This window comes from Actinobacillus succinogenes 130Z, assembly GCF_000017245.1.
Lineage (GTDB): Bacteria > Pseudomonadota > Gammaproteobacteria > Enterobacterales > Pasteurellaceae > Exercitatus > Exercitatus succinogenes.
Map to the genome: position 1 here is coordinate 1732829 of NC_009655.1, position 24211 is coordinate 1757039.

Below are 24211 nucleotides of genomic sequence, written 5' to 3' on the forward strand. Positions count from 1 at the left end.
GACCGCACTTTACGCTTCAATGAGAAAACGGAAAAGTGCGGTCAAATTTTATGCGGTTATTTTACCGTACCGCAGTTCAGGCAATATAAATACTGCCCTTTCGGATCATTAAACCGATTCAACACGCCAAGTTGTTTCTGTACGGTTCGGATGTCTTTCGGTAAACCGACGGAATTCAGCACGGAAGTTCGAATCAATACCTCGGCTTCGCTTTTCAATTCTTTTAACCACGCACGAATGCCCTGCGGCTCATCCACCAGCCATGACACGGAATAATCCGGTTTTTTATCTTCCGTCAGATCCTGCGTTGCCAATTCGAACGCTTTGTTCACGGCGGCATCAAAATTACCCAATGCGTCCACCAGATGATATTTCGCCGCATCCTGTCCTAACCACACTTGCCCCTGCGCCACTTGATCGACCTGCTCTTTGTCGAGGCGGCGGCCTTCGCTCACAACACGCAGAAACTCATCATAACCGTGTTCGATTTCCAGCTGGTAAACATCTTTTACTACTTTTGACGGCGATTCCAACGAAGAAATATCGGCTAACGGCGATGTGCTGATGCCGTCCGCCGTCACACCTATATTCTTAGCGGTTTTCTCAAATGTCGGAAACATAGCGAAAATACCGATAGAACCCGTTAAGGTATTTTTATCCGCCACGATATAATCCGCAGTACTGGAAATCCAATAGCCGCCGGACGCAGCCATGCCGCCCATGGAAACCACCACCGGTTTACCCTGTTTTTGAAGTGCGGTCAGTTCCTGACGGATTTTTTCCGAGGCGAATGCACTGCCGCCCGGACTGTTCACCCGTAATACCAACGCCTTAATCCGCTCGTCGGTTTGCGCCTGCTGTAACAGTTTCACAACGGTATCGCCGCCGACGTTTTGATCATCGCTTTCGCCGTCAATAATAGTGCCTTCCACGTTCACTACGGCGATATTGAAATCTTTCCCGCCGCTGCCGCCGAGACGATCCGGCAATGCACTGAGATAAGTAGCCAAATCGACCCGCTTCGCCGTCCCTTCATCGTCTTTACCGAAAAGTGCAGTCAGTTTTTCATTCATTTCCGAAGATGTAGCCAATGTCGTCACTAACCGGCGTTGCTCGGCATAACGGGTGTTATCGCCGTTCAATGCTTTTAAATCCTGCAAATAGCGATTGGGTTCGGGCAATATCTGCGAGGTTTGAATCGTACGGTTTTGCGCTACCTGCTGTTTATAGTTATCCCACATACCGTTTACCCATAAAGCGGCATTGGCTTTGGCTTCCGGCGACATATCGTCGCGTAAAAACGGTTCCACGGCGGATTTATAGGTGCCGACACGAAAAACATGAGGGGTGATATCTAATTTATCCAGCATGGATTTGAAATACAGATTCTTGGCCGTCATCCCTCTAATATCCACCGCCCCCGCCGGATTCAGGTAAATTTCATCGGCAAAACTGGCCAAATAATATTGTGCCTGCGTATAATTGTCCGCATATACAATCACCGGTTTGCCCGAAGTTTTAAAGTGTTGAATGGCATTCCCCACATAATCCAGCGCCGGCAAATCCGCGCCTTCAAAGAAATTCAAATCCAGCACCAGCCCTTTAATACGCTCGTCGTCTTTAGCGTTTTCAACGGCATAAACCACATCAAAAGTGGAAATCTGCATCGGTATTTTATTACTGTTTACTTCCTGTAAAGCTTTCTGCCAGGTCAGGCTCTCATCGCGGTTGTCCGCCAGATAGCCGTCTAAATTTAATAACAGCGCCCCCTGATTTCCTACCAATTGCGTCGTACCGGCTTTATAGGAAAAAACCAGACCGAATACCGTCAACGCTAACAGGATAAACGCTAAAAAGAACAGGTTCATCACCACATCACGGATAAAATTCAATGCCCGCCAAGCATATTTCACCAGATTCAAAAGAAATTTCATAATACCTCTGCTTCAAACCGAAAATGAGCGTACTATATCAGAAATACAACAGAATATCAGTGATTTCATGGCGTAAAGTTAACCGGTATGACGGAGGCTGGCGCCGGAAAATTTAAATTTCCGATGATTTTTCGACCGCACTTTTAAGGCGCTTTCAATAATTTTATTGTCAGCCCGATAATCCTGTCATAGTCCTATCGCAATCGTTTGCCCGATATGCTATTCTTACGCCGATTTTTCTTATTTTGGGAATAAATATATGTCAAATGCAAAACCACAAGTTGCCGTCGTAATGGGTTCTAAAAGTGATTGGGCGACCATGCGGGAGGCTACTGCCGTTTTAGATCAACTTCAAGTGGCATATCACGTCGAAATCGTGTCGGCTCACCGCACGCCGGATAAATTATTCGGCTTCGCCGAAAACGCCGCACGAAACGGTTATAAAGTGATTATCGCCGGAGCCGGCGGCGCGGCGCATTTGCCGGGTATGATTGCCGCCAAAACCTTGGTACCGGTGCTGGGCGTGCCGGTGAAAAGCTCCATGTTAAGCGGCGTGGACAGCCTGTATTCTATTGTCCAAATGCCGAAAGGCATTCCGGTGGGGACATTAGCTATCGGACCGGCCGGTGCGGCGAACGCAGGGTTGCTGGCCGCTCAAATTTTAGGTGTTTGGGACAACGAATTATCCACCCGTTTAAAAACGTTCCGCGAAAACCAAACCAACGCGGTGTTGGATAATCCGGATCCCCGCGATTAATCCTTACGGATGAATACCCAGCCAAGAACGATATATTTATACCGTAGCTTTGCCGATTCCCGTGCCAAAGCGCGGTCGTTTTTTTAAGAGATTTTTCATCATGCAAAAAAGTACTTTATACCCGACCGTTTACGTACTCGGTAACGGGCAGCTCGGGCGTATGCTGCGTTATGCGGGCGCGCCTTTGGATATTAATGTAGTACCGCTGGCGTTTAACGCTTCCGTGTTTGAATTGCCGAAAGACGCCGTCATTACTGCGGAAATCGAACGCTGGGAAGAAACACCGTTAACGACCCTATTAGGTAATCACCATAAATTCGTGAATAAAGACGTGTTCGGCAAAACCGCGGATCGTTTAACCCAAAAATCTATTTTAGATACATTAAAATTACCCACTTCGCCTTGGACGTTAATTAAAAACGCAGCGGATTTTGACCGCACTTTCCGCGAAATCGGTGAAAAAGTCGTGGTAAAACGACGTACCGGCGGCTATGACGGACGAGGTCAGTGGATTGTGACACCGGAAAACCAAGCGGTAATTACAGAAGATTTGTTCGGCACGGTTATCGCGGAAAAATTCATTCCTTTCGACGGTGAGGTATCTATCGTCGGCGCCCGTTTCCGTGACGGTTCCGCCCGTTTTTATCCCGTCACCCATAACTTGCAGCAAAACGGTATTTTACGCTACAGTGTCGCCGACGGTTCCGCCGCACATCTGCAGACGCAGGCGGAACACATGCTGGGCAAAGTGATGCAGCATTTGGATTACGTAGGCGTAATGGCGATGGAATGTTTCGTCGTAGACGGCAAATTATTGGTAAACGAACTGGCTCCGCGGGTGCATAACAGCGGACATTGGACGCAACTGGGCTGTGCCGTCAGTCAATTCGAACTGCATTTACGCGCCCTGCTTGACCTACCGACGCCGGAATTACAGGTTTTCGCGCCAAGCGTTATGGTAAATTTAATCGGCACGCCGCATAACCCGCAGTGGTTAAACACCCCCTTCAGTCAAGTGCATTGGTACGGTAAAGAAGTACGTCCCGGTCGTAAAGTAGGACACATCAACTTAACTCATACGGACAAAGAAATATTAATCTGTCAACTCAACAAGCTTAGAAACGAATTGACCGAAGATTATCAGTCAGGATTGAATTGGACAATCGAAAAATTGAAATAATTTAATTTTAAAAGTGATTTATTGATAATTCATCAATAGATTGCTTTTTTATTTGAATGAGTATTGCTAAAAATCCTTAATCTGCAGTATAAAAGACATAATTCAAATTAACACGACATAACAAGGATTACATTATGTTTGAAAATATTAAAGCGGCCCCTGCAGATCCTATTCTTGGCTTAAACGAAGCGTTTAAAACGGAAAAACACCCGCAAAAAATCAATTTAGGTATCGGTGTTTATAAAGACGCTCACGGTTTCACGCCAATTATGAAAGCGGTAAAAGCGGCGGAAACTCGTTTATTGGAGAGTGAAAACAGCAAGAATTACTTATCTATTGACGGCGTACAAAAATTTAACGCCCTGACTCAAACGCTCCTGTTCGGCGCTGATTCCGACATTATCGCCGATAAACGGGCAAGAACGGTACAAAGTTTGGGAGGTACCGGCGCATTACGCATTGCGGCGGAATTCATCAAACGCCAAACCAAAGCACAAAATGTTTGGATTTCAAACCCTACCTGGCCGAACCATAATGCCATTTTCAACGCCGTCGGCATGACTATCCGCGATTATCGTTGGTACGATGCCGAAAAAAAAGCCTTAGACTGGGATAATTTGCTGGCGGATTTAGCCAACGTTAATCCGGGCGACGTCGTGTTATTACACGGTTGCTGCCATAATCCTACCGGTATCGATCCGACACCGGAACAATGGCGACAACTGGCGGAATTATCAATGCAAAACGGCTGGCTGCCGCTGTTCGATTTTGCTTATCAGGGGTTAGGCAACGGCTTGGACGAAGATGCCATAGGCTTGCGAACCTTTGCCCAATGCCACAAAGAATTGCTGATTTGCAGTTCCTATTCCAAAAACTTCGGTCTGTACAACGAACGGGTCGGGGCATTTACATTAGTCGCGGAAAATTCAGATATCGCCGATACGGTGTTAACCCAAGTGAAGTCTATTATCCGAACTATTTACTCCAACCCGGCTTCTCACGGCGCTTCAACGGTAGCAACGGTATTAGCGGATCCCGCATTACACGAACAATGGAATACCGAACTCACCGAAATGCGTAACCGTATTAAACAAATGCGCAACAAACTGGCGGAATTATTGCAAGAATTAGGCGCACAACAGGATTTCGGTTTCATCACCGAACAAAACGGCATGTTCTCCTTCAGCGGCTTAACGCCGGAACAGGTGGATCGCCTTAAAAACGAATTCGCCGTCTACGCCGTGCGCTCGGGCAGAATTAACGTCGCGGGCATCACAGAAGACAACATCCGCTATCTGTGCGAAAGCATCGTTAAAGTGCTTTAATTTAAAAAATCGACAAAAAACGATCGCACTTTAGTGCGATCGGTTTGTTTAACATTAAACATCCCAGTATATATTTACGCATTTAATTATAATGATCTAGCCAGTAATTTTACCATTTCCTCATGAACCTGATTTACTATTCCTGCACCTAAAATAATTTGATATTGATTGGTAATAGAAAATAACCCTTTAACACAATCAATTTTTTCAATAGCTGATTTATCCATTTTTCCATCATTTCTTAACACTACGCGAATACGAGTAGCACAGTGGGTTAAAGCACTAATATTATCCTTCCCCCCCAATTTATCAACGAGTTGTATCGCTGTTTCCGTAAATTTATTGATTATCGGGTCAATTTTACTGCCAGAAAGCGTATTCAATACATCAGCAATTAATGCATGAAAATTTGACGTATTCCATGCACTACGGCCGATAAATAGACCATCAATATACGGTTTGGTAATTAAGCTATTAGCATTTTCAGGATTAACACTACCGCCATATAGCACTGGTATTTTTTTACTTTCTTCAGCAAAAAGTTCAAACAGACATTGTTTAATAACGGCATGTTTTTCATCGGCGTATTCGGCGCTTGCCGGAATTCCTCCCGTACCAATCGCCCACACCGGCTCATAAGCAATCCACAGCTTAGATAATTGTTCGGCGGTAACACCCTGTAATCCGATTTTTAGCTGAGTTCGCAATACTTCATCGGAGATGTTGTAATTTTTTTGCTCCAGCGTTTCACCGATACATAATAGCGTAATGAAATTATGCTTCAAAGACGCAAGCACTTTCTCATTTTCTTCCTGATCGGTTTCCTTCATCACATGACGACGTTCAGAATGCCCGATCATCACCAGTTCGATTCCCAATTCTTTAAGCATTAACGGTGAAATCTCACCGGTAAACTGCCCGTTGTCATTCGGATTCATATTCTGGGCGCCAATTTTAATTTTAGGCCGACCCGTCTTTGATTTCACTAATTCCACGGCATCTTTTAATGTGGTATAAGACGGAATTACAAACAATTGAATGTCATATTCCGATTTAAAGGTAGTGGCAAAATCAGATAATTCGGAGAGATATTGCACGACCTCGGCATTCCCCTTATACATTTTCAGATTGGTACCGAAATAAATTTTCTTTGCTGTCATTATCAAATCCTTATTTATTTTTAATTAACACACGGCAAGGTGCGCCATCGGTATTTTTTATTGCAATCGGAATCATCAAAGCATCAATCAGTGGTGATGTAATATTTTTTGTATTACAAAGATATTCCACCAGCGTTACACCTTTCATTAAAAGATGGTGATGAGTGACATGCTTTATCAATGGTTTTTCCATTATACCGGTAAGCCAACCACGAATCGGATAATCCTGCGGAAAATCAAAAGCAACTATTTCCAAATTTTTATCCGCTAAATAAGCGGCGCCTTCAAAGGTAATATAAGGCGAGTTTCCCCAGAATTCTCTCGAATTATAGCTGTAGTGGGTATCCCAACAGGTTTTAAAAATCACTTTTTTCACATTTTCCGCTTGCGGCCAACAATGTTCCAACACTTCCGGCGTAATAGCGAAATTGTCGGTAATAACCTCCGCCAAATCCAACACATGAAATTCGCCGATATAGGTTTCAATTGGAATATCCAAAATATTATAGGCATTTTTTTTTATATGACTAAGTGCATCCATATGTGTAAATGCATGGCACGATACCTGAAGCTGAGTAGCCTCGAATAAATCACCTTCATCAAAATTACCTTTTTTTTCGACCGCACTTTTCCAACGTACATGGTTGGTAGAAATCGGCATGGATAAATCAATCCATTTATTCATAATTAATCTCCTTATTGTGGAAACAATAAATCAGGTAAATATGTACTGAATTCAGGTACAAAAATGAGAAATAACAATAATGCGAATAATGTGAACAAGAACGGTAAACTTGATTTAAGCACTTTCATCGGTTCACATTCCGCAATGTTGGCCGAGAGGAAAATCAAATAGCCCACCGGCGGTGTAACCAAGCCTATCATCAGATTCAGGATGATTACCAAACCGAAGTGAATCGGTGCGATACCAAACTGATTAACGATCGGCATAAATACCGGTACTAAAATTGTCAATGCCGCCGTCGGATCCATAATCATTCCGATGAACAACACAATAACATTAATCAATAGCAGAGCCTGAAGAGGGCTATCGCAAACAGAAGACACCCAATGGGCTACCTGATGGCTGATTTGTAAACGAGCAATTAACCAAGCAAAGATTGAAGATGCTCCGACAATCAGCATAACCGTAATGGTTCCTTTGAGTGAAGAAATCAACGCTTTTTTCAATAGTTCAATACTTAATTCTTTATATACGAATGTACCGACCAGATAGGCATAAACAACAGAAACCGCCCCCGCTTCCGTTGCAGTGAAAACGCCCGAAATAATACCGTATAAAATAATAACCGGACAAAATATTGCCCATACGGCATCTTTTCCGCTATCTTTCACTTCTTTCCAGCTGAATGCGGTTGCCTGATTACCGTATTTATAAATTTTACTTAATATAAAAGTAACCAGGATCAGCACAAGCGCAATCATGATACCCGGAATAATGCCGGACATGAACATTTTCCCTACGGATACACCCGCGCCGGCTAAAGCCGCGAAAACAATCATAGGTACGCTTGGCGGAATGATCGGTCCGATAATGGAAGCGGATTGTGTCAGTGCGGCAGAGAAATCCGCCGGATAACCGGTCTTCTTCATTGCGGGAATCAAAGAACTGCCAATAGCCGCCGTAGAGGCAACTGCGGATCCGCTGATAGAACCAAAAAATAAACTGGAAAAGATATTGATATAGGCCAGCGAACCTTTCCAGCGACCGATTAATGAGGTGACGAAACGGATAATACGTGAAGTGATCCCGCCGACACTCATCAATTCTCCGGCTAAAAAGAAAAATGCGAGCGCCTGCAAAGCGTTAGTATCAAGTCCTTGCATTACTTGCTGTGCTACGATTGTCACGGGGATATTAGGTAAGAAAGTGAATAATGTCACAATAGATGCGAAGATAATACTATAAAACAATGGTAAACCGAGCACCGTAAGGATAAACATTACTCCAAGCAATACGATGAATGACATTATAATTCCCTCACTTTTCTGGTTTTAGCTAAAGAAACGAACGCAATGACAATTCGCACCATCTCTAATGATAAACAAATAAGAAACGGTATATATACCCAAGACTTTGAGATCTTAAACGCCGAATAATAGCTATTCAAATTCATGGAATAAACTTTTAAACCGCCTTTAACTAATAAAAATAAACAAATTAACATCACAATGTATAGAGCGGAGGATAATAACCAGCCGTATTTAAATCGCTCAAAAATCATGATTCTAACCATAGGAACCTGAATCTGGGTTGTCGTTAAAATTCCGAATAAAATCATACAGGTATAGCAAAATCTCAAAAACTCTTCCGCCCAGGGAAACGAAATGTTAATCACATATCTCGTAATAACCTGTACAAATGTCATCGCAACTAACACAAGAAAAAAAAGACATCCTAATGATAAAAAGGTTTTATTGATAAATTTCTCATATTGTTCCAGCATGATATCAGCCTCCTAATCAGACTAAATAAGTGTATTTTCATATGTGTTGGGATTATGCGTACACAACACTTGATACGGACATAATCCCAACTTTTTTATATTTGCTTATTTAGTGGCAGTCACTTTATTAATCATTTGATCACCAAATTTCTTGGCATAATCATCCCAGGCTTTTTTAGCACCGGCTTGGAAAGAGGCTGTATCCGGAGCTTCCTCAACGTCCATACCTTGCTGTTTTAGTTTATCCAAATAAACCTTATTTTCTTCCACATTCAGTTGTTTCTCTAACTCAGCGCCCTCTTTTGCCGCTTGCAACAAAATATCCTGATCTTCTTTATCTAAAGAATTAAAGCGATCCAAATTCATTGACATTGGTGCCGCGGTATAAGCATGATGAGTTAAAGACAGATATTTCTGAACTTCCTGTAAGTTATTGTTGTAAATATGATGAACCGGATTTTCCTGTCCATCAATAACGCCGGTTTTCAGAGAAAAATAAACTTCGTTAAACGGCATTGGCGTCGGATTTGCACCCCATTCTTTAAAAGCCGCGATATGTGCGGGATTAGGAGTGGTTCTTAACTTCAGACCGGATAAATTCGCGACGGTTTTAATTTGTTTTTTGCTGTTAGTGATATCTCTAAATCCAATCTCATAGAATGCCAACCCTTTCAAGTTTGCACTTTCCAATGATTTCAACAGATGTTCCCCGACTTCCCCATTTAATACTTTTTCAACATGAGCTTCGTCTTTAAATAGGAATGGTAAATCCAATAGATTGAGTTCTTCATTAAAGGTGGTGTAATACGGGTTTCCTACTACAACAATATCAATCGTCCCCATTCTGGTACCGTCGATTTGAGTATCGGAAGCCCCCAATTCACTATTGGGATGTAATTTAATCGTGATACGTCCATTAGACAGTTCATTGGCTCTTTTGGCCATCAACGCGGTTGCTTTTGTCACGGTATCGCTCGGCGAACCATAGTGACTAAGCGCCAACGTATGTTCTCCCGCGGCAAAGGTAGACGCAGAGAACATAGCAAGTAATACGGTTGCTGAAATAACAGTTAATTTTTTCATAATTACACCTTCACTCATTTTCATTGTGGATAAATAGGAATAATACTTTTAGTTTATTCACTACTAACGTTTATTATATTTAGCATCAATTTCTTTAATTTTTGCTAATTTTGGTGTTGAGCCACCGCCTGCAAAATCACATTCCAACCACACTTTAAGTAGTGATTTTGCTAATTCCACGCCAATCACACGCTCACCGAAACAGATAATTTGCGCATCATTACTTTTTCTTGAACGTTCGGCAGAAAAAACGTCATGACAAACCGCCGCTCTTACCCCCGGAACTTTATTTGCCGTAATGCACATGCCGATACCGGTTCCGCAGGTAAGAATTCCACGCTCATATTTGCCTTCGGAAACCGCCAAAGCTACTTTCTCGGCAACATCCGGATACAATGTCAAATCGCCCGCACCGGCGCCAAAGTCATCGCATTCAATACCTAATGTTTCCAGATATTTGATTAACTCAATTTTTAAGTTATATGCGGCATCATCACATCCGATAGCAATTTTCATAATTATTTCTCCTATGCTATTAACCCTTTATTAAATTTAAAATTGAATTTATATTGCTTGCACTGGTGGCAATAATGTCAATAATCCCCGTTCTTAGCGCACCCAATATTGCCATTGCCTTACTACTTTCGGAAGCAATGCCGATAACGCAGGGAATGGCTCTAAGATCTTCTAAGCTTAATCCGATTACCCGGTTATTCATTACCGTATCGACAGGTTCTCCCTGCAAATTGAAAAAACCGTATCCCGCAATATCACCAATGACCCCCAGGTTCATTCTTGCCTCGGTAATTTCTTTCGGTGTAAACCAACCTAACTGAACCATATAGCTTTCTTCACTCATATCGCCGATACCGACCAGCGCGATATCCGCCTTACGGGCCCGATCCAGGGTCTCTTTAATTACCCCGTTTTTCATAAATACATCGCGAAACGCTTTATCTTCCAAATACGCCGGAGCGTATAAAGTTTCGTTCGCCCCGTTAAATTTACGGGCTAAATTACGACAAATATGATCGGCATCAACAGGATCGCCTAACCGTTGAACCCCGCCTATTCCGCAAATAAATTTACAGTTTTTTTCTGGGAAGATTCCGATATGTTCACCCACAGCGGCAACATTTCGCCCTTGTCCGACAGCAACTGTCATACCGTCTTTTAATGTATTGGATAAATAAGAGCTCACTAATGTGGCGACCTGTTCACGTTGTTCGCTCTCATTTTGTTCATCAATTGCAATCAATGCCCGTTGAATACCGAATTGCTCAATCAATCTGTCTTCCAGCTGAGAGGTAAAAACAGGATGATATTTTACGTTGATCTCAACAATGCCTTCTTGCCTTGCCTTTTTTAATAAACGCCCCACTTTAATACGTGAAATATTAAATTTATTGGCTATTTCTTCCTGAGTAAGCTCGTGCTCATAATAGGCAATGGCAATTTCCGTCAGTAGACTCCCTTCTTTATATTCAACCATTACTCCCTCTCAAAATTGATATTTCCAGGTATAGTTTCAACATACTCTCGCGATTTAATTAATGTGGTTTCAATTACGGCAAGTTCCGCCGCTTTTTCAAATCTACGCGGCGTAGAATCCAGCTCACGGTATATTCTGAGTGGGATTTCAAAGCTACAAGGAATACCCCGCTGTTTTAACCCATAAATAATTTCCTGATAATTAATCAGTCCTCTGCCTTCCACCGGAATAAATCTGAATTTTTCATCTGTAATACAAACATCCTTAATATGAAAATAACGTACATAATCCAATGATTTTATTGACTGTGCGACGACATCCAGATTTTTATCGTAGGTCACCATATTACCCGGATCAAAATTAATGGAATAAACGTCATCTCCTAATTCATTCAATAATTCAATACCTTCTTCAAGCGTAATAAAGGCATCAAAATTATAATCACCACCATTTTCTAAGCAGAGAATACACCCCGTTTCTTCTAATACGGGTCTTAATGATTTTAGATTGCATATCATTTTGTCTTTATTCTCACGCTTAGCGGTACATACATTAATGTATTTAGCTCCGATTAATTGAGCAAAACGCAGTCTTGGCGAAAAAATTTCTAGAAAATTATCCGAGGATAAATCCATGGTACAACCAAGCGCTAAAACGGATAATTGGTATTTTTCTTTTAATTTATTAATATTATTTCCATTTTCAACACCAAATAAATCCTGATTTAGATTACCTACATAACCTTGGTTGTATGCCAATTCAAAAAAATTAAAACCACATTTTTTTATTGAAGCTAACGCTGTTTCTAAATCATAGCCGTCAAAAATCGATGTATTTACCGCTAATCTAAAACCCTTATCCATTATTTATTCCTCCAATACTTAAATATCAATTTTGTAATATTTTTTTGCATTGGCGAAAAACAGTTTATGCTGATCATCATAATTATAATTTTTCATCGCTTCCTTGAAGCCGGTAAAAATAGTTTCCAATTCACCGCATAAACTGTCCACCGGGAAATTACTGGCAAACATCGCCCGTTCAACACCGAAAATCTTAACGGTCTCCTGTATAATCCAGCGGTTGTCTTCAATGTTCCAGCGTTTTTCCGGCAATCCGATTCCCGAAATTTTTACCACGATGTTCGGCACATCAGACAATAACGACATAGCTTTATGCCAAGCAGACAGCCCTTCTTGCGAACGGTCGGATGGCAGCCCGGTATGATTCAGAATAATTAATGTATCCGGAAAGTCTAACGCCAGCTGTTTGGCTTCGTGCAAATTCCACCACGGCGTTTGCAAATCGAAATTCAAATTAAATTTAGCCAATAGTTCATAGCCTTTACGCCATTTATCGTCGCTCATTAAGGTTCTGACGCCAGCTTGCGCCTCTTGCGGCGTTAACGCTCCCGCCGGTTTATGTCTAACGCTTCTTACCAACGGAAATGCCGACTGTTCTTTCAATACATCGGCAACATCATCGCGGTGTAACCAAGCCTGTGCCACAACGGCATTCGGCATATTAAATTTCTCCGCTACGGTATGAATATATTTGGTTTCTCCCATCGGGTCTTTCGGATCCCATTCCGCATCCACATAAACTGTCGCCACCACATTGTGTTTCGGGGTTGCGTCTTTCAGATAGTCGGGAGGTAAATATTCTTTTTTAATCGCGGTATAATCGCCGTATCTAAAAGGAATCAATACGTCCGGCGCCAACCACGGATGCGGGTTGATTTGAGGTTGCCAGAAATGTTGATGCGCATCGATCATAGGTCCGTCATATAATTTGGTTTCCATAATATTTCTCCTATTTATCTTGTTTACTTAATTTGATACTTAGCGTGCCCAAAATATAAATAATTGAACAGCCGGCGAAAAAAAGCAGTACATTGTCGTAATTTTTAGACTGACCGAGAATAACTCCGACTAAAATAGGGACGACAATGCCGCCCACACTTCCCGCCATATTCATAATTCCCCCTACGATGCCAGCCTTACTTTTTGGGGCGAGTAATGCCGGGAAGCTCCAATACAAGCTGCCCCACATTAAGAAAAAGGCGGCAACCGATAACGTAGCAATGGCAACAATCGGATCGCTCATACTCGGTAATAACGAAAATGCAATCAACGTGCTCACGCCTGATACGGTTAATACGCTTTTCAATGCAATACGCTGTGCAATACCTTTTTTAACCAAGGTATCGGAGATGAATCCGCCGCATAACGAACCGAACGTACCACACAAGAAGATAATAAAGGTCGCATTACCGATACCCTTAATATCAAAACCGCGGGCCTGAGCCAAATAGCTCGGTCCCCAGGTCAGCAAGCCGAAGAACATCATCGCCCATGCGGCGCGACCGCATAAAATCGCAACAAGCGAACGATAAGCTACGCCGATACCTTTCAAAACGGGTTCGGAATCAACCGCACTTTGCGACTTAGAATGCGTAGCTTCAATCAATTTCAGTTCTTCCTGATTGACGGAATGATGCTCTCCCGGAGTATCACGTAAAAATTTCCACGCAATGAAACCTAATAAGATTGTTACGATACCGGCAATAGCAAATACGGTTCTCCACGACCCGATACTGGCGATCATATAGGCTATAATAATTCCGCCTAATGCAGCTCCCAGCGGACCGCCGCAATCCATAATAACCGCCCCGCGGCCACGTTCCTGCGGAGATAACCAGGTAGCGTTTAATTTACCGCCGGCAGGAAATAACGGCGCCTCCGCCGTACCCAGCATGAAACGGGTTAGAAGTAATGAAATGCCGCCGGTGGATAATGCAGCTAATGTTTGGAATATCCCCCATAATACGGTAGAACCCGTAATAATTTTACGCGGGCCGTATTTATCAATCAGCCAACCGCCGGGGATTTGTAATAAAGCGTACGCCCAGAAAAAACTACTTAAAATCAACCCCTGAGTTTCAGGTGTCAGGTCAAATTCCTTGGCAATAGTCGGCATTGCGATGGAAAGAGAAATTCGGTCAATTAAATTAATAACCACCAATAGAAATATCACGCCAAAAACTAACCAGCGTATATTTGTAGCCTTTTGTTGTGTCATAACACTTTCCTCCGTTGAAAGGCGTAAAAATTTACGCCCTATCTTCTGAGACGATTATTTATTCACAAATTCGGACATATATTTCAAAATTAACGACATTGAAACGGCGCCCGGATCAACATAACCCAAAGAACGTTCTCCCAGACTTTTAGCCCGCCCGAATACGGCAACCTGATCACGGGTACTTTCTGCTCCGTCTTCCGCCGCTTTGGCAACGCGGGCCAACGCATCTTTCAAATCCGCATTTTTTTCTTGCTCGGCTTGTTTTTCCGCCGCGACCAAAGCATCCATCATCGTTTTATCGCCCGGTTTCGCACCGCCGCGGGCAAATACCCCGGCGGAACCGGCAGTTAAAAACTGAGATAATACGGTCGCATTGAAAGTATTTTGACCGGCGATAGCTTTACCGCCCGCTCTGAATAAGGTACCGAAAATCGCACCGGAAGCACCGCCCATACTGGACATCATTTTGGTACCGGCGGTTAAAAACAACTCACCGATGTCTTTAGGTTGGAAAGCGTCGGTTTTAAGCAAATCCCGGACGGCCGCAAAGCCCCGTTGCATACCCAATCCGTGGTCTCCGTCACCGATTTTTAAATCCAGTTCGGTTAAAGTCGGTTCGCTATCCACCATTTTTTCTGCGGTGTAGAGTAATAATTCTCTTGTTTCTGCTACGTTCATATCATTTTCTCCAGGCAAAACTATCACAAGGCATATCGTAAAGTTTTTGTAATTCGTCATCTAAACGGAAAATGGTAATGGAATACCCCGCCATTTCCTGTGAGGTGCAATAACCGCCGATTAACGTATCGTGAATCTGAATACCGCGTTCGCTTAACACCTGATGAACTTTCCGGTTGGCAATCAGCAGTTCCGTATAAGTCGAAGCCCCTAAGTTATTAATGGTAACGCAAACTTTATCACCGGCTTTTAGTTCAATATCCGCACATAAACGTTCGATCATTTCTCCGTTAATTTCATCCGCACTTGCCATTTTCTGACGTCTGACACCGGGTTCACCATGAATACCCATTCCAAGTTCCAGCTCATCATCCGCTAATTCGAAATTAAATTTACCCGTTTGCGGAATAGAACAAGCCCCCAACGCCACCCCCATTGTGCGCGTATTGAAATTTGCTTTAGCGGTCACTTCATGTACTTTATCAAGATCGTAACCGGCTTCTACCGCCGCACCGGCAATTTTAAGCACATACATATCACCGGCCACACCACGTCGGTCACTCATTCTAGATAAGGGTGCGGCCGAAATATCATCGGTAACCCGTACGGTTTTAACCTGAATACCTTCTTCTTCCAATAACTCGGCGGCGATATCAAAATTCATATTATCGCCGGCATAATTACCGTAAACGAATAGTACGCCCTGACCTTTTTGCGCCGCTTTCGTCGTTTCAATAATAATGTCCGGAGACGGCGAAGCAAATATTTCCCCCAGCGCCGCCGCATCGGCCAGCCCTTTGCCGACATAGCCGGCAAACATCGGTTCGTGACCGCTGCCGCCCCCCGTCACCACGACAACCTGATCCGCTTTAATATCATTACGGTACACTCCGCTGTAGCCTTCAACTTTGATAAGTTTATCGCCACAGGCATAAATCAATCCTTCCAGCTGTTCTGCCGGAACATCATTCGGATTATTCAGTAATTTTTTCGGTTTTCTGCTCATAACTCGTCTCCTGATGTTTAATTCTAAAATTTTATTTGGATTCAAGAACCCCGTTACCCATACGTACGGCAATATTAAAGGCTTCCTCAAACGCGGTTGGAATGGCAACATTTTTGCCATATAAATCGTATGCCGTGCCGTGGTTTGCCGTAGTAATCGGAATCGGAATACCGCCCTGTACCGTGACGCCGCGCTCAAATCCTAATAATTTTAAAGCAGTGGAGAACTGGTCGTGATACATAGAAACCACACCGTCAATTTTTAACCGATTAACCTCACGCATTGTCGTATCGCCTGGGAACGGACCATAAAGGTTAATCCCATACTTCTTCCGTGTCAGTTCAATAGCGGGCGTAATAATTTTAATTTCCTCATCGCCAAATACCCCTCCTTCACCACCATGCGGATTTAAGGCTTGTACCGCAATTTTCGGATTCTTCACACCAGCTTGCGTTAAAGATTTATGCAGTAAACAAATGCAATCTACTACATTTTTTATTGATAAATTCTGCACAATATCTTTGAAAGGAATATGTGAAGTAACACGACTTGCCCAAATACCATCAACCACATTCAATTCACACACAAACTCGTGAAAATTTGTTTGATCCGCGAACCAATGTAGTTCATCACGATATTTCAACCCACCTTTATGCATAGCCTGTTTATTCAACGGCGCGAAACAAATAGATTGCACATACCCGGCTTGAGCAAATTCAACGGTTTTTTTCAAGGTTTCTAAAATATATACTCCGCTTTGTTCGGTTGCTTTACCATATTCAAATGGTACAGGGTGTGAACATTTGTGATGAATTAGCGCTGGAATACCCGGCTTGAAAGAATAATTCGGTAAATTTTCCGGTACTATTTCATTATATTCAAATGAAACTTCAGCAATCGTCAATCCTTTACACAACTCATCTCTATCCGCCACCAGCAATACGTTGGCTTTTGCTCTCTGTTCAGCCTGTGCTAATAATTTAGCTACCAGCTCAGGACCGACTCCAGCAGGATCCCCCAAAACCATTGCAACTGTAGGTTTTTGCATAAAAATACCCTCACTTAAATTTCAATTCTTTTCACTTTTTAGTGATAAAATACTAAAACTTGATAGAACAAAAGAACAAGCTATGTTCTTTTGTTAGATTCTAAATTAAAATTACAAAGAAAAAATGTGATCTAAATCTCAATATTAAAAACAGAGTAAAAATTTATATTGAAAATGTGATCATAATCACAGATTTCCAAACTAATGTTCCCCTCAATATTTTTAATAGTAGTGAATTAAGTAATTTATTTATATAACATAAAAGTTTTTTATGATTACATCTGTAATAACAGAACATAAAGGTTTACTTTTCATATAAAAAAACGGTCAAAAGTTCGTTACTTCTGACCGTTTTTAGTTTTATTATTTATGCTCTACCCAGCAATCCCCTTATGACGCAACAAGGCATCTAAGGTCGGTTTGCGTCCGCGGAAGCGTTCGAACAACACCATAGGTTCTTCCGAACCGCCACGGGTGAGGATTTCGTCCAGATAGGATTTGCCGGTTGCCGGGTTGAAAATGCCTTCTTCTTCAAAACGTGAGAATGCGTCTGCCGAAAGCACTTCCGCCCATAGGTAACTGTAATACCCCGCGGCATAACCGCCGGCAAAAATATGGCTGAAACTGTGCGGTGTTCTTGCCCAATCCACGCCTTTAATGACGGCAACCTGCTTTTTCACTGACTGCAAGGTGTCTAAAATCTGATTCGGTTTACCCGGTTCATAATTGTGGTGCAAACGGAAATCGAACAAACCGAACTCCAATTGACGCAATACGAACATTGCAGCCTGGAAGTTTTTGGCTTTAATCAGTTGAGTCAGTTTTTCTTTCGGTAACGGTTCGCCCGTTTCATAATGTCCGGAAATAAAGTTCAGCGCCTCCTCTTCCCAGCACCAGTTTTCCATAAATTGGCTCGGTAATTCCACCGCATCCCACGGCACGCCGTTAATTCCCGACACATCGCCCACATCAATTTTTGTCAGCATATGATGGATGCCGTGTCCGAATTCGTGGAATAAGGTCGTCACTTCATCATGGGTAAACAAGGCGGGCTTGTCGCCTACCGGTGCGTTAAAGTTACAGGTTAAATAAGCTACCGGTTTTTGTATTCCGCCGTCCGCTTTGCGTCGGCGTCCGACACAGTCGTCCATCCAGGCGCCGCCGCGTTTGTTTTCACGGGCATATAAATCCAGATAAAAACTGCCGCGCACCTCGTCGGTTTCATCAATCAAATCAAAGAAACGTACATCTTTATGATAAGTATCCACGCCGAAACGTTCTACCGCCCGAATGTTGAAGATCCGTTTAATCAGTTCAAACAAACCTGAAAGCACACGGTTTTCAGGGAAATACGGACGCAATTCTTCGTCATTGATAGCGTACAACGCCTGTTTTTGTTTTTCACTGTAGAAAGAAATATCCCAAGGTTCAAGTGCGGTCACATTTTCGTGAGTTTTACAAAACGCTTGTAATTCCGCCAATTCTTTTTCGCCTTGCGGTTTGGAACGAACGGCTAAATTTTCCAGAAAGTCCAACACTTGTTGTGGATTTTCTGCCATTTTGGTCGCAAGGGAACGTTCCGTATAGCGTTCAAAATCCAGCAATTTCGCTAATTCCACCCGCAACGTCAGAATTTCTTCCATAATCGGCGTGTTATCCCATTTGCCGGCGTTCGGTCCTTGTTCCGAGGCGCGGGTGACAAATGCGCGATACATTTCTTCGCGAAGTTCACGATTTTCACAATACGTCATCACCGGTAAATAGCTTGGAAATTCAAGGGTAAAACGATAACCTTCCATGCCTTTATTCTGCGCAGATTGACGTGCCGCCTGTAATGCGCTTTCCGGCAAACCTTTAAGCAGGCTTTCATCGGTGATAATTTTTTCCCAGCCCATGGTGGCATCCAGTACATTATTACTGAATTGCGAACTCAAATCGGACAAGCGGGATACGATTTCACCGTAACGTTTTTGTTGTTCCGGCGCTAATGAAATGCCTGAAAGTTTAAAATCACGCAAACTGTTTTCAATAGCTTTCTTCTGCGCTACGCTGTAATTTTCATATTCCGCACTGTTTTTCAACGCCGCATAAGCGTTGTATAACCCTTGGTGCTGCCCTATCCAAGTACCGTATTCGGACAACATCGGTAAGCAAGCCTGATACGCTTCCCGCAATTCAGGACTGTTTTTCACCGAATTCAAGTGCGCCACCGGCGACCAGGCTTTGCTCAGACGGTCGTTCACTTCGGCAAGAGGCGTGCAAAAATTATCCCAAGTAAAGTGCGCTTGCTGCAGCACTTGTTCCGTCACATTACGACAATCGTTAATCAGTTTTTCAATCGCCGGTTGAACATGTTCCGGCTTAATTTTAGAAAATTGCGGTAATACCGGATTTTCCAGTAGTGGATTTGACATAACTATTCCTTTGTTAACAAAAATCTTTAATTACATGGTGCAGAATTTTAACAAAATCAAGGTGAACGCAAAAATTTATTCATTGCCCTCAAAGCCGGACGGCACATAATCGATAAAACAACAGGACATTGACCATGTAACTTATCCATATATTCCTTTACTCCATCAAATTTCCTCTCGGTTACGAAGTTCGGCAAGCGGTCGTTCGTCCGCAAGGATTAAATTTTGACCGCCGGTTCAATTCGTCACGATAAATTCGCAAAGTGCGGTTGAATTTTAGTAAATTTATCCGCATATTCTGTTTATTCCTTTTTAATCAAACGAGAAAACCCATGTCAAAATTCGTGATTGAACTTAACGAACAAAATCTTACGGAAACCCTGCAACAATCGCAGCAAACGCCGATGGCGATTGTATTTTATGCGCCGAGCCATGAAACGTCGGTAAAATTTACCGCACTTTTAGAACGTTACGCCGAACAGTATCAAGGGCAGTTCCTGCTGGCAAAAGTCAACTGCGAAACGGAACAAAGCATTGCCATGCAATTCCGTATTCAGGCGTTGCCCAGCACCTATTTATTTAAAGAAGCCCAAGCGGTGGACGCTTTTCAAGGCGATTTACCGGAAGAGCAGTTAAAACAACGGTTAAGCCTGATTCTGCCGAAAGAAGAAGAAATAAAATTCAATCTGGCGCTGGATTATTTGCAGGCGAACGATTACAACGCGGCGTTACCGTTGCTGAAAGAAGCTTGGGAATTGTCCGATAAGAAAAACAGCGACATAGCGCTGCTTTATGCGGAAACCTATATTGCCATGAAGAAAACCGAACCCGCAACGGAAATTCTGGCGAAAATCCCATTGCAGGATCGCGACAGCCGTTGGCATGGATTGCAGGCACAAATCGAATTATTGATTAAAGCGGCGGACACCCCGGAAATTCAGCAGCTTCAGGCGGATTATGACCAAAATCCGAGCCCTGAAATCGCATTGAAACTGGCGGTTCAACTTCATCAGGCAAACCGCGACGAAGAGGCGTTAGCGCTGTTGTTCGGTTTATTAAAACAGGATTTATCCGTACAAAACGGTGAGGTAAAACAGCAGTTTTTGTCTATTTTGTCTGCGTTAGGCAACGATCCTTTAACCAATAAGTATCGCCGATTGCTTTATTCACTACTCTATTAAACGGGTTTTCTTTATAATCGGGTAACCTAAAACCATTAATGGAAAATGTGCAGAAAACTTCGTTTTTTATTCGCAACCCTTTTCAGGATTGCTCCCCTAAAGGGCCGTTGGCAAAGCCAACGTTCAAAAACTGATGCTTTTTGTGACCGCACTTTCAGATAAAAGGATACATTATGTCAGACGTCAAACACAGCAAACTCCTCATTTTAGGTTCGGGTCCTGCGGGTTACACCGCCGCAATTTATGCCGCCCGCGCTAATTTAAAACCCGTTTTAGTCACCGGCTTGCAACAAGGCGGTCAATTGACCACTACTACGGAAATCGAAAACTGGCCCGGTGATTTCGGTGATACGACCGGGCCCGAACTCATGCAACGCATGTTACAACACGCGGAAAAATTCGAGACGGAAATCGTGTTCGATCACATCAATAGCGTGGATTTATCTTCCCGTCCGTTCAAACTTTACGGCGATGAGCAAACCTTCAGCTGCGACGCGTTAATCATCGCCACCGGCGCCTCCGCCCGTTACATCGGGCTGGAATCGGAAGAAAACTTCAAAGGCCGCGGTGTGTCTGCCTGTGCCACCTGTGACGGCTTCTTCTATCGCAATAAACCGGTTGCGGTGGTAGGCGGCGGCAATACCGCCGTGGAAGAAGCCTTATATCTGGCGAACATCGCCGGCGAAGTACATTTGATCCATCGTCGTGAAGGTTTCCGTGCGGAAAAAATTCTGCTCGGTCGCTTACAGAAAAAAGTGGAGGAAGGCAAAATCATTCTGCACACCAACCGCACTTTGGACGAAGTATTGGGCGATAACATGGGCGTAACAGGCGTGCGCTTGCAAGACACTCAATCCGACGCCACAGAAGAACTGAAATTAGACGGCGTATTCATCGCTATCGGACACGCGCCGAATACCGAAATTTTCCAGGGGCAACTTGAATTAAACAACGGTTACATTGTGGTGAAATCCGGCTTGGAAGGCAATGCCACCGCGACCTCCGTGGAAGGCGTTTTCGCCGCCGGCGACGTGATGGATCATAATTACCGTCAAGCCATCACCTCCGCCGGAACCGGCTGCATGGCGGCATTAGACGCCGAACGTTTTTTGGATGCGCAGGAATAAACCAATAAGCCTATCTTTCTCAAGGATAAAATAAAGTGTATACACACGTTAAAGTTGTTAATTTTTATAAATAGGAGAATATTATGGACTTACCTTATTCTTGTCGCGCAGGGAGCTGCTCTGCTTGTGTTGGCAAACTAGTAGAAGGAACTGTTGATCAGTCCGATCAAAGTTTTTTAACTGAACAGCAGATTCAGGATGGGTATGTGTTGTTGTGCGTGGCATATCCCACATCAGACTGTGTGATTTATACGCATCAGGAAGAAAATCTGACAAACTAGGAAGTGTGCTAATGGCTATTTATAAAGTAAAATTAATCGCTCCTGATGGAACAGAACAAATAATCTTATGCCCTGATGACGTATATATTCTTGATGCAGCAGAGAACAGCGAAAATGAAGATATTCAAGAGTTTAGCCATATAGTAGCAGGATTCACTCTTCCCGCGATTCCGGGCGTCGGAATAAATGCTGCCACGGTCAAAGCCAGTGGCTATATTAGTCAGAACGGAAGCCGGTTATCAATAAGTCTTAATGCTCAACTGGTAGATTCCAGTGTGCAACAAAATACAAGCTGGACTGCATCAGTAAATTTATTGTATAACGGAAATACGCTTGGTTCGTTGCCTCTGTCTGTTCAAGGGAGTAATATGGTTTCGTCTGATACGATCTATGTCGGAACGGCTAGTTTCAATATTCCGAGTGGTCTTTCCGGCCAAGATGTTACTCTCCATGTAACTCTTCAGGGGAGCTATAATTCCGGATCAGGATATATCAGTTCTTACCCCGGATCTTTTAATGAAACAGTAAGGATTAAGTAATGAAAAAGCTATTTTTACTTGTAGGCGTTGTCTTTATTGTGATAATTAGCTTGTTTGGTCAAGCATATCAACAATATAAAGCCGTTCTGATACGGCATGATCAATTTATGACCTCAGTTCGGAAAAATACATCAAAAGCTGACGAATTGGATGCATTACTGGTGGAACGTATTCAACAAAGTAAAAATAGCTTAATTTCTCGTTGGTGGTTAACCGATTATTTAAAGTTGAGAGATTATATCGTTCGGTTAACTAATCGCCCTAATAAAGCGGAAATTTTATTACAGCTTAACCGCGAGCTTTATCAGCAGACCGGTAATTCCCATTACAAAGTACAAGAATGTATGGTGTTAGAAAGATTATCGATGCCATTTGCGGAATGTTATAAAAATGCGCTGCTGCTCACTAAGAAAAAGTTAAACTATCAAGATTTAGGCGAGTACTTTTTTGCCTTTAGCGCATTGCATAATGAGCAAGATACCTTGCAAGAATTTTCTAATCTAATAAGTATAGAAACCCCGGAAGGGCAATTCCTTATCGATAAATATATTCATCATAGAACTGAAACATTAGCGGAAATGTTTCCTTAAGCAATATCAGGTTCCCCGAAAGTTGACGTTTATTTTTCATATTAGCTGTGGAATTATAGCACTAACGGTAATATCTCAATCATAGCAGATGGAGAATAGGTAATATTAATAAAAAAGGGACTTCCGACGGGTACGCTCTTCCACAGGGTTATGGCGTCGCAGGTTTCTGGCAGTTTTTTTTGAGTTTCTAGGCGTCATTATCTTTTGACTTTTCACAGGAGGAGGATATGAAAAAAATTGCGTTAGTGTGCTTATTACTGCTTAATGGTTCGGTGATGGCTGAAGTGGATTTATTTCCTGATGAGAGTGTTCGTCAATTTATTCTTATTCAAAACAATGCGGAAAAATGTTTCCAGCCCAAATTATGGCGTGCTAGAAATGCTAAAAATGATGAGGAATATAATTCAATACTGAATCAGCGTAGTGAAATGGAAACTATTAGTGCGTCTCAATACGAAATTGCATTAATGACAGAGCTGTTTGGCGAAGAAGCTACCGTCCAGATTTTTGAAAATCCAACGGTACAGGAACAGTTTAATGAAAAACTCAGCAGATTGTCCACCGATGAAACCACAGTAAACACACCACAGGAATGTGAATCTCTATCGCAATACTATTTGCGAATTAGGCAAAAACATATATTTTAACCCAAGCCATTATTTAACGGGCGGTTTATTTCTTACTAAGCGGCGAAATTGACTAAATAGCATGATCGTTATCAGATTATGATGAATTACTGGTGGAATCCAATCAGCGAACCAAAAAATACTATATAAAGTATGTGAATTTTGTATAAATTTTTATTTCCTTTTATAGCATTGTTAGTAAGTTGTTTTGTGATGTACCGCTTAGTCGCCAAGAAAG

Annotated in this window: 24 protein-coding genes; 9 read left to right on the plus strand and 15 right to left on the minus strand. The window is 42.7% G+C overall.

Translation table 11 applies throughout. From position 1 onward, the window contains the following. Positions 1–56: 56 nt before the first annotated feature. On the minus strand, positions 57–1934 hold the full coding sequence (gene sppA, locus ASUC_RS08150; RefSeq protein WP_012073302.1) for a signal peptide peptidase SppA: 1878 nt from the start codon (positions 1932–1934) through the stop codon (positions 57–59). A 259-nt stretch (positions 1935–2193) separates the two neighbouring features. Here sppA and purE point away from each other — a divergent pair, with 259 nt between their 5' ends. The 3 genes from purE (at position 2194) to ASUC_RS08165 (ending at position 5196) form a co-directional block, all read left to right on the plus strand. Then, the gene (purE, locus tag ASUC_RS08155) at positions 2194–2691 is read left to right on the plus strand and encodes a 5-(carboxyamino)imidazole ribonucleotide mutase (protein WP_012073303.1); all 498 of its coding nucleotides are present in this window, start codon (positions 2194–2196) and stop codon (positions 2689–2691) included. Between the two features lie 100 nt (positions 2692–2791). Next, the gene (gene purK, locus ASUC_RS08160; protein ID WP_012073304.1) at positions 2792–3871 is read left to right on the plus strand and encodes a 5-(carboxyamino)imidazole ribonucleotide synthase; all 1080 of its coding nucleotides are present in this window, start codon (positions 2792–2794) and stop codon (positions 3869–3871) included. A 134-nt stretch (positions 3872–4005) separates the two neighbouring features. Beyond that, a complete protein-coding gene (locus ASUC_RS08165; RefSeq protein ID WP_012073305.1) occupies positions 4006–5196 on the plus strand; it encodes an amino acid aminotransferase in 1191 nt (396 codons plus the stop codon). A gap of 86 nt (positions 5197–5282) precedes the next feature. On the opposite strand, the gene tpiA is transcribed toward ASUC_RS08165, so the two are convergent. The 14 genes from tpiA to prlC all read right to left on the minus strand — a co-directional run bounded on the left by tpiA (position 5283) and on the right by prlC (position 19629). Beyond that, positions 5283–6356, minus strand: coding sequence for a triose-phosphate isomerase (tpiA, locus tag ASUC_RS08170; RefSeq protein WP_012073306.1), 1074 nt, complete (start codon positions 6354–6356; stop codon positions 5283–5285). Positions 6357–6366: 10 nt separating this feature from the next. After that, on the minus strand, positions 6367–7041 hold the full coding sequence (locus ASUC_RS08175; RefSeq protein WP_012073307.1) for a cyclase family protein: 675 nt from the start codon (positions 7039–7041) through the stop codon (positions 6367–6369). An 11-nt stretch (positions 7042–7052) separates the two neighbouring features. Continuing rightward, the gene (locus ASUC_RS08180) at positions 7053–8348 is read right to left on the minus strand and encodes a TRAP transporter large permease (protein ID WP_012073308.1); all 1296 of its coding nucleotides are present in this window, start codon (positions 8346–8348) and stop codon (positions 7053–7055) included. Further along, positions 8348–8824: a TRAP transporter small permease gene (locus ASUC_RS08185; RefSeq protein WP_012073309.1), complete on the minus strand. Its 477-nt coding sequence runs from the start codon at positions 8822–8824 to the stop codon at positions 8348–8350. The genes ASUC_RS08180 and ASUC_RS08185 overlap by 1 nt, the downstream gene beginning before the upstream one ends. 105 nt (positions 8825–8929) lie before the next feature. Then, complete coding sequence (locus ASUC_RS08190; protein ID WP_012073310.1) at positions 8930–9907, minus strand: TRAP transporter substrate-binding protein; 978 nt, start codon at positions 9905–9907, stop codon at positions 8930–8932. Positions 9908–9970: 63 nt separating this feature from the next. Then, the gene (gene rpiB, locus ASUC_RS08195; RefSeq protein ID WP_012073311.1) at positions 9971–10423 is read right to left on the minus strand and encodes a ribose 5-phosphate isomerase B; all 453 of its coding nucleotides are present in this window, start codon (positions 10421–10423) and stop codon (positions 9971–9973) included. A 19-nt stretch (positions 10424–10442) separates the two neighbouring features. After that, positions 10443–11399, minus strand: coding sequence for a sugar-binding transcriptional regulator (locus ASUC_RS08200; RefSeq protein ID WP_012073312.1), 957 nt, complete (start codon positions 11397–11399; stop codon positions 10443–10445). Continuing rightward, the gene (locus tag ASUC_RS08205; RefSeq protein WP_012073313.1) at positions 11399–12262 is read right to left on the minus strand and encodes a sugar phosphate isomerase/epimerase family protein; all 864 of its coding nucleotides are present in this window, start codon (positions 12260–12262) and stop codon (positions 11399–11401) included. The genes ASUC_RS08200 and ASUC_RS08205 overlap by 1 nt, the downstream gene beginning before the upstream one ends. An 18-nt stretch (positions 12263–12280) precedes the next feature. Continuing rightward, positions 12281–13201: an amidohydrolase family protein gene (locus tag ASUC_RS08210; protein ID WP_012073314.1), complete on the minus strand. Its 921-nt coding sequence runs from the start codon at positions 13199–13201 to the stop codon at positions 12281–12283. A 10-nt stretch (positions 13202–13211) separates the two neighbouring features. After that, on the minus strand, positions 13212–14480 hold the full coding sequence (locus tag ASUC_RS08215; RefSeq protein ID WP_012073315.1) for an MFS transporter: 1269 nt from the start codon (positions 14478–14480) through the stop codon (positions 13212–13214). A gap of 54 nt (positions 14481–14534) precedes the next feature. Further along, positions 14535–15161 (minus strand): dihydroxyacetone kinase subunit DhaL, encoded by a 627-nt coding sequence (gene dhaL / locus ASUC_RS08220; protein ID WP_012073316.1) that lies wholly within the window; start codon positions 15159–15161, stop codon positions 14535–14537. A 1-nt stretch (position 15162) separates the two neighbouring features. Further along, positions 15163–16167 carry a dihydroxyacetone kinase subunit DhaK gene (locus ASUC_RS08225; RefSeq protein WP_012073317.1) on the minus strand — a complete coding sequence of 335 codons (1005 nt, stop codon included), beginning with the start codon at positions 16165–16167 and terminating at the stop codon, positions 15163–15165. Between the two features lie 31 nt (positions 16168–16198). After that, the gene (locus tag ASUC_RS08230) at positions 16199–17215 is read right to left on the minus strand and encodes a 4-hydroxythreonine-4-phosphate dehydrogenase PdxA (RefSeq protein WP_012073318.1); all 1017 of its coding nucleotides are present in this window, start codon (positions 17213–17215) and stop codon (positions 16199–16201) included. Between the two features lie 374 nt (positions 17216–17589). Further along, positions 17590–19629 (minus strand): oligopeptidase A, encoded by a 2040-nt coding sequence (prlC, locus tag ASUC_RS08235; protein ID WP_012073319.1) that lies wholly within the window; start codon positions 19627–19629, stop codon positions 17590–17592. 332 nt (positions 19630–19961) lie between these two features. Here prlC and ASUC_RS08240 point away from each other — a divergent pair, with 332 nt between their 5' ends. The 6 genes from ASUC_RS08240 to ASUC_RS08260 all read left to right on the plus strand — a co-directional run bounded on the left by ASUC_RS08240 (position 19962) and on the right by ASUC_RS08260 (position 23994). Next, a complete protein-coding gene (locus ASUC_RS08240; protein ID WP_012073320.1) occupies positions 19962–20810 on the plus strand; it encodes a co-chaperone YbbN in 849 nt (282 codons plus the stop codon). A gap of 173 nt (positions 20811–20983) precedes the next feature. Beyond that, positions 20984–21937, plus strand: a complete 954-nt coding sequence (trxB, locus tag ASUC_RS08245; RefSeq protein WP_012073321.1) for a thioredoxin-disulfide reductase — start codon at positions 20984–20986, stop codon at positions 21935–21937. 83 nt (positions 21938–22020) lie between these two features. Beyond that, the gene (locus ASUC_RS11170) at positions 22021–22218 is read left to right on the plus strand and encodes a 2Fe-2S iron-sulfur cluster-binding protein (protein ID WP_012073322.1); all 198 of its coding nucleotides are present in this window, start codon (positions 22021–22023) and stop codon (positions 22216–22218) included. A gap of 11 nt (positions 22219–22229) precedes the next feature. Continuing rightward, on the plus strand, positions 22230–22757 hold the full coding sequence (locus ASUC_RS11370; RefSeq protein WP_012073323.1) for a 2Fe-2S iron-sulfur cluster-binding family protein: 528 nt from the start codon (positions 22230–22232) through the stop codon (positions 22755–22757). Further along, on the plus strand, positions 22757–23347 hold the full coding sequence (locus ASUC_RS08255) for a hypothetical protein (RefSeq protein WP_012073324.1): 591 nt from the start codon (positions 22757–22759) through the stop codon (positions 23345–23347). Before ASUC_RS11370 ends, ASUC_RS08255 begins: the two co-directional genes overlap by 1 nt. Before the next feature lie 227 nt (positions 23348–23574). Next, complete coding sequence (locus tag ASUC_RS08260) at positions 23575–23994, plus strand: hypothetical protein (RefSeq protein ID WP_012073325.1); 420 nt, start codon at positions 23575–23577, stop codon at positions 23992–23994. The last annotated feature ends 217 nt before the right edge of the window (positions 23995–24211 follow it).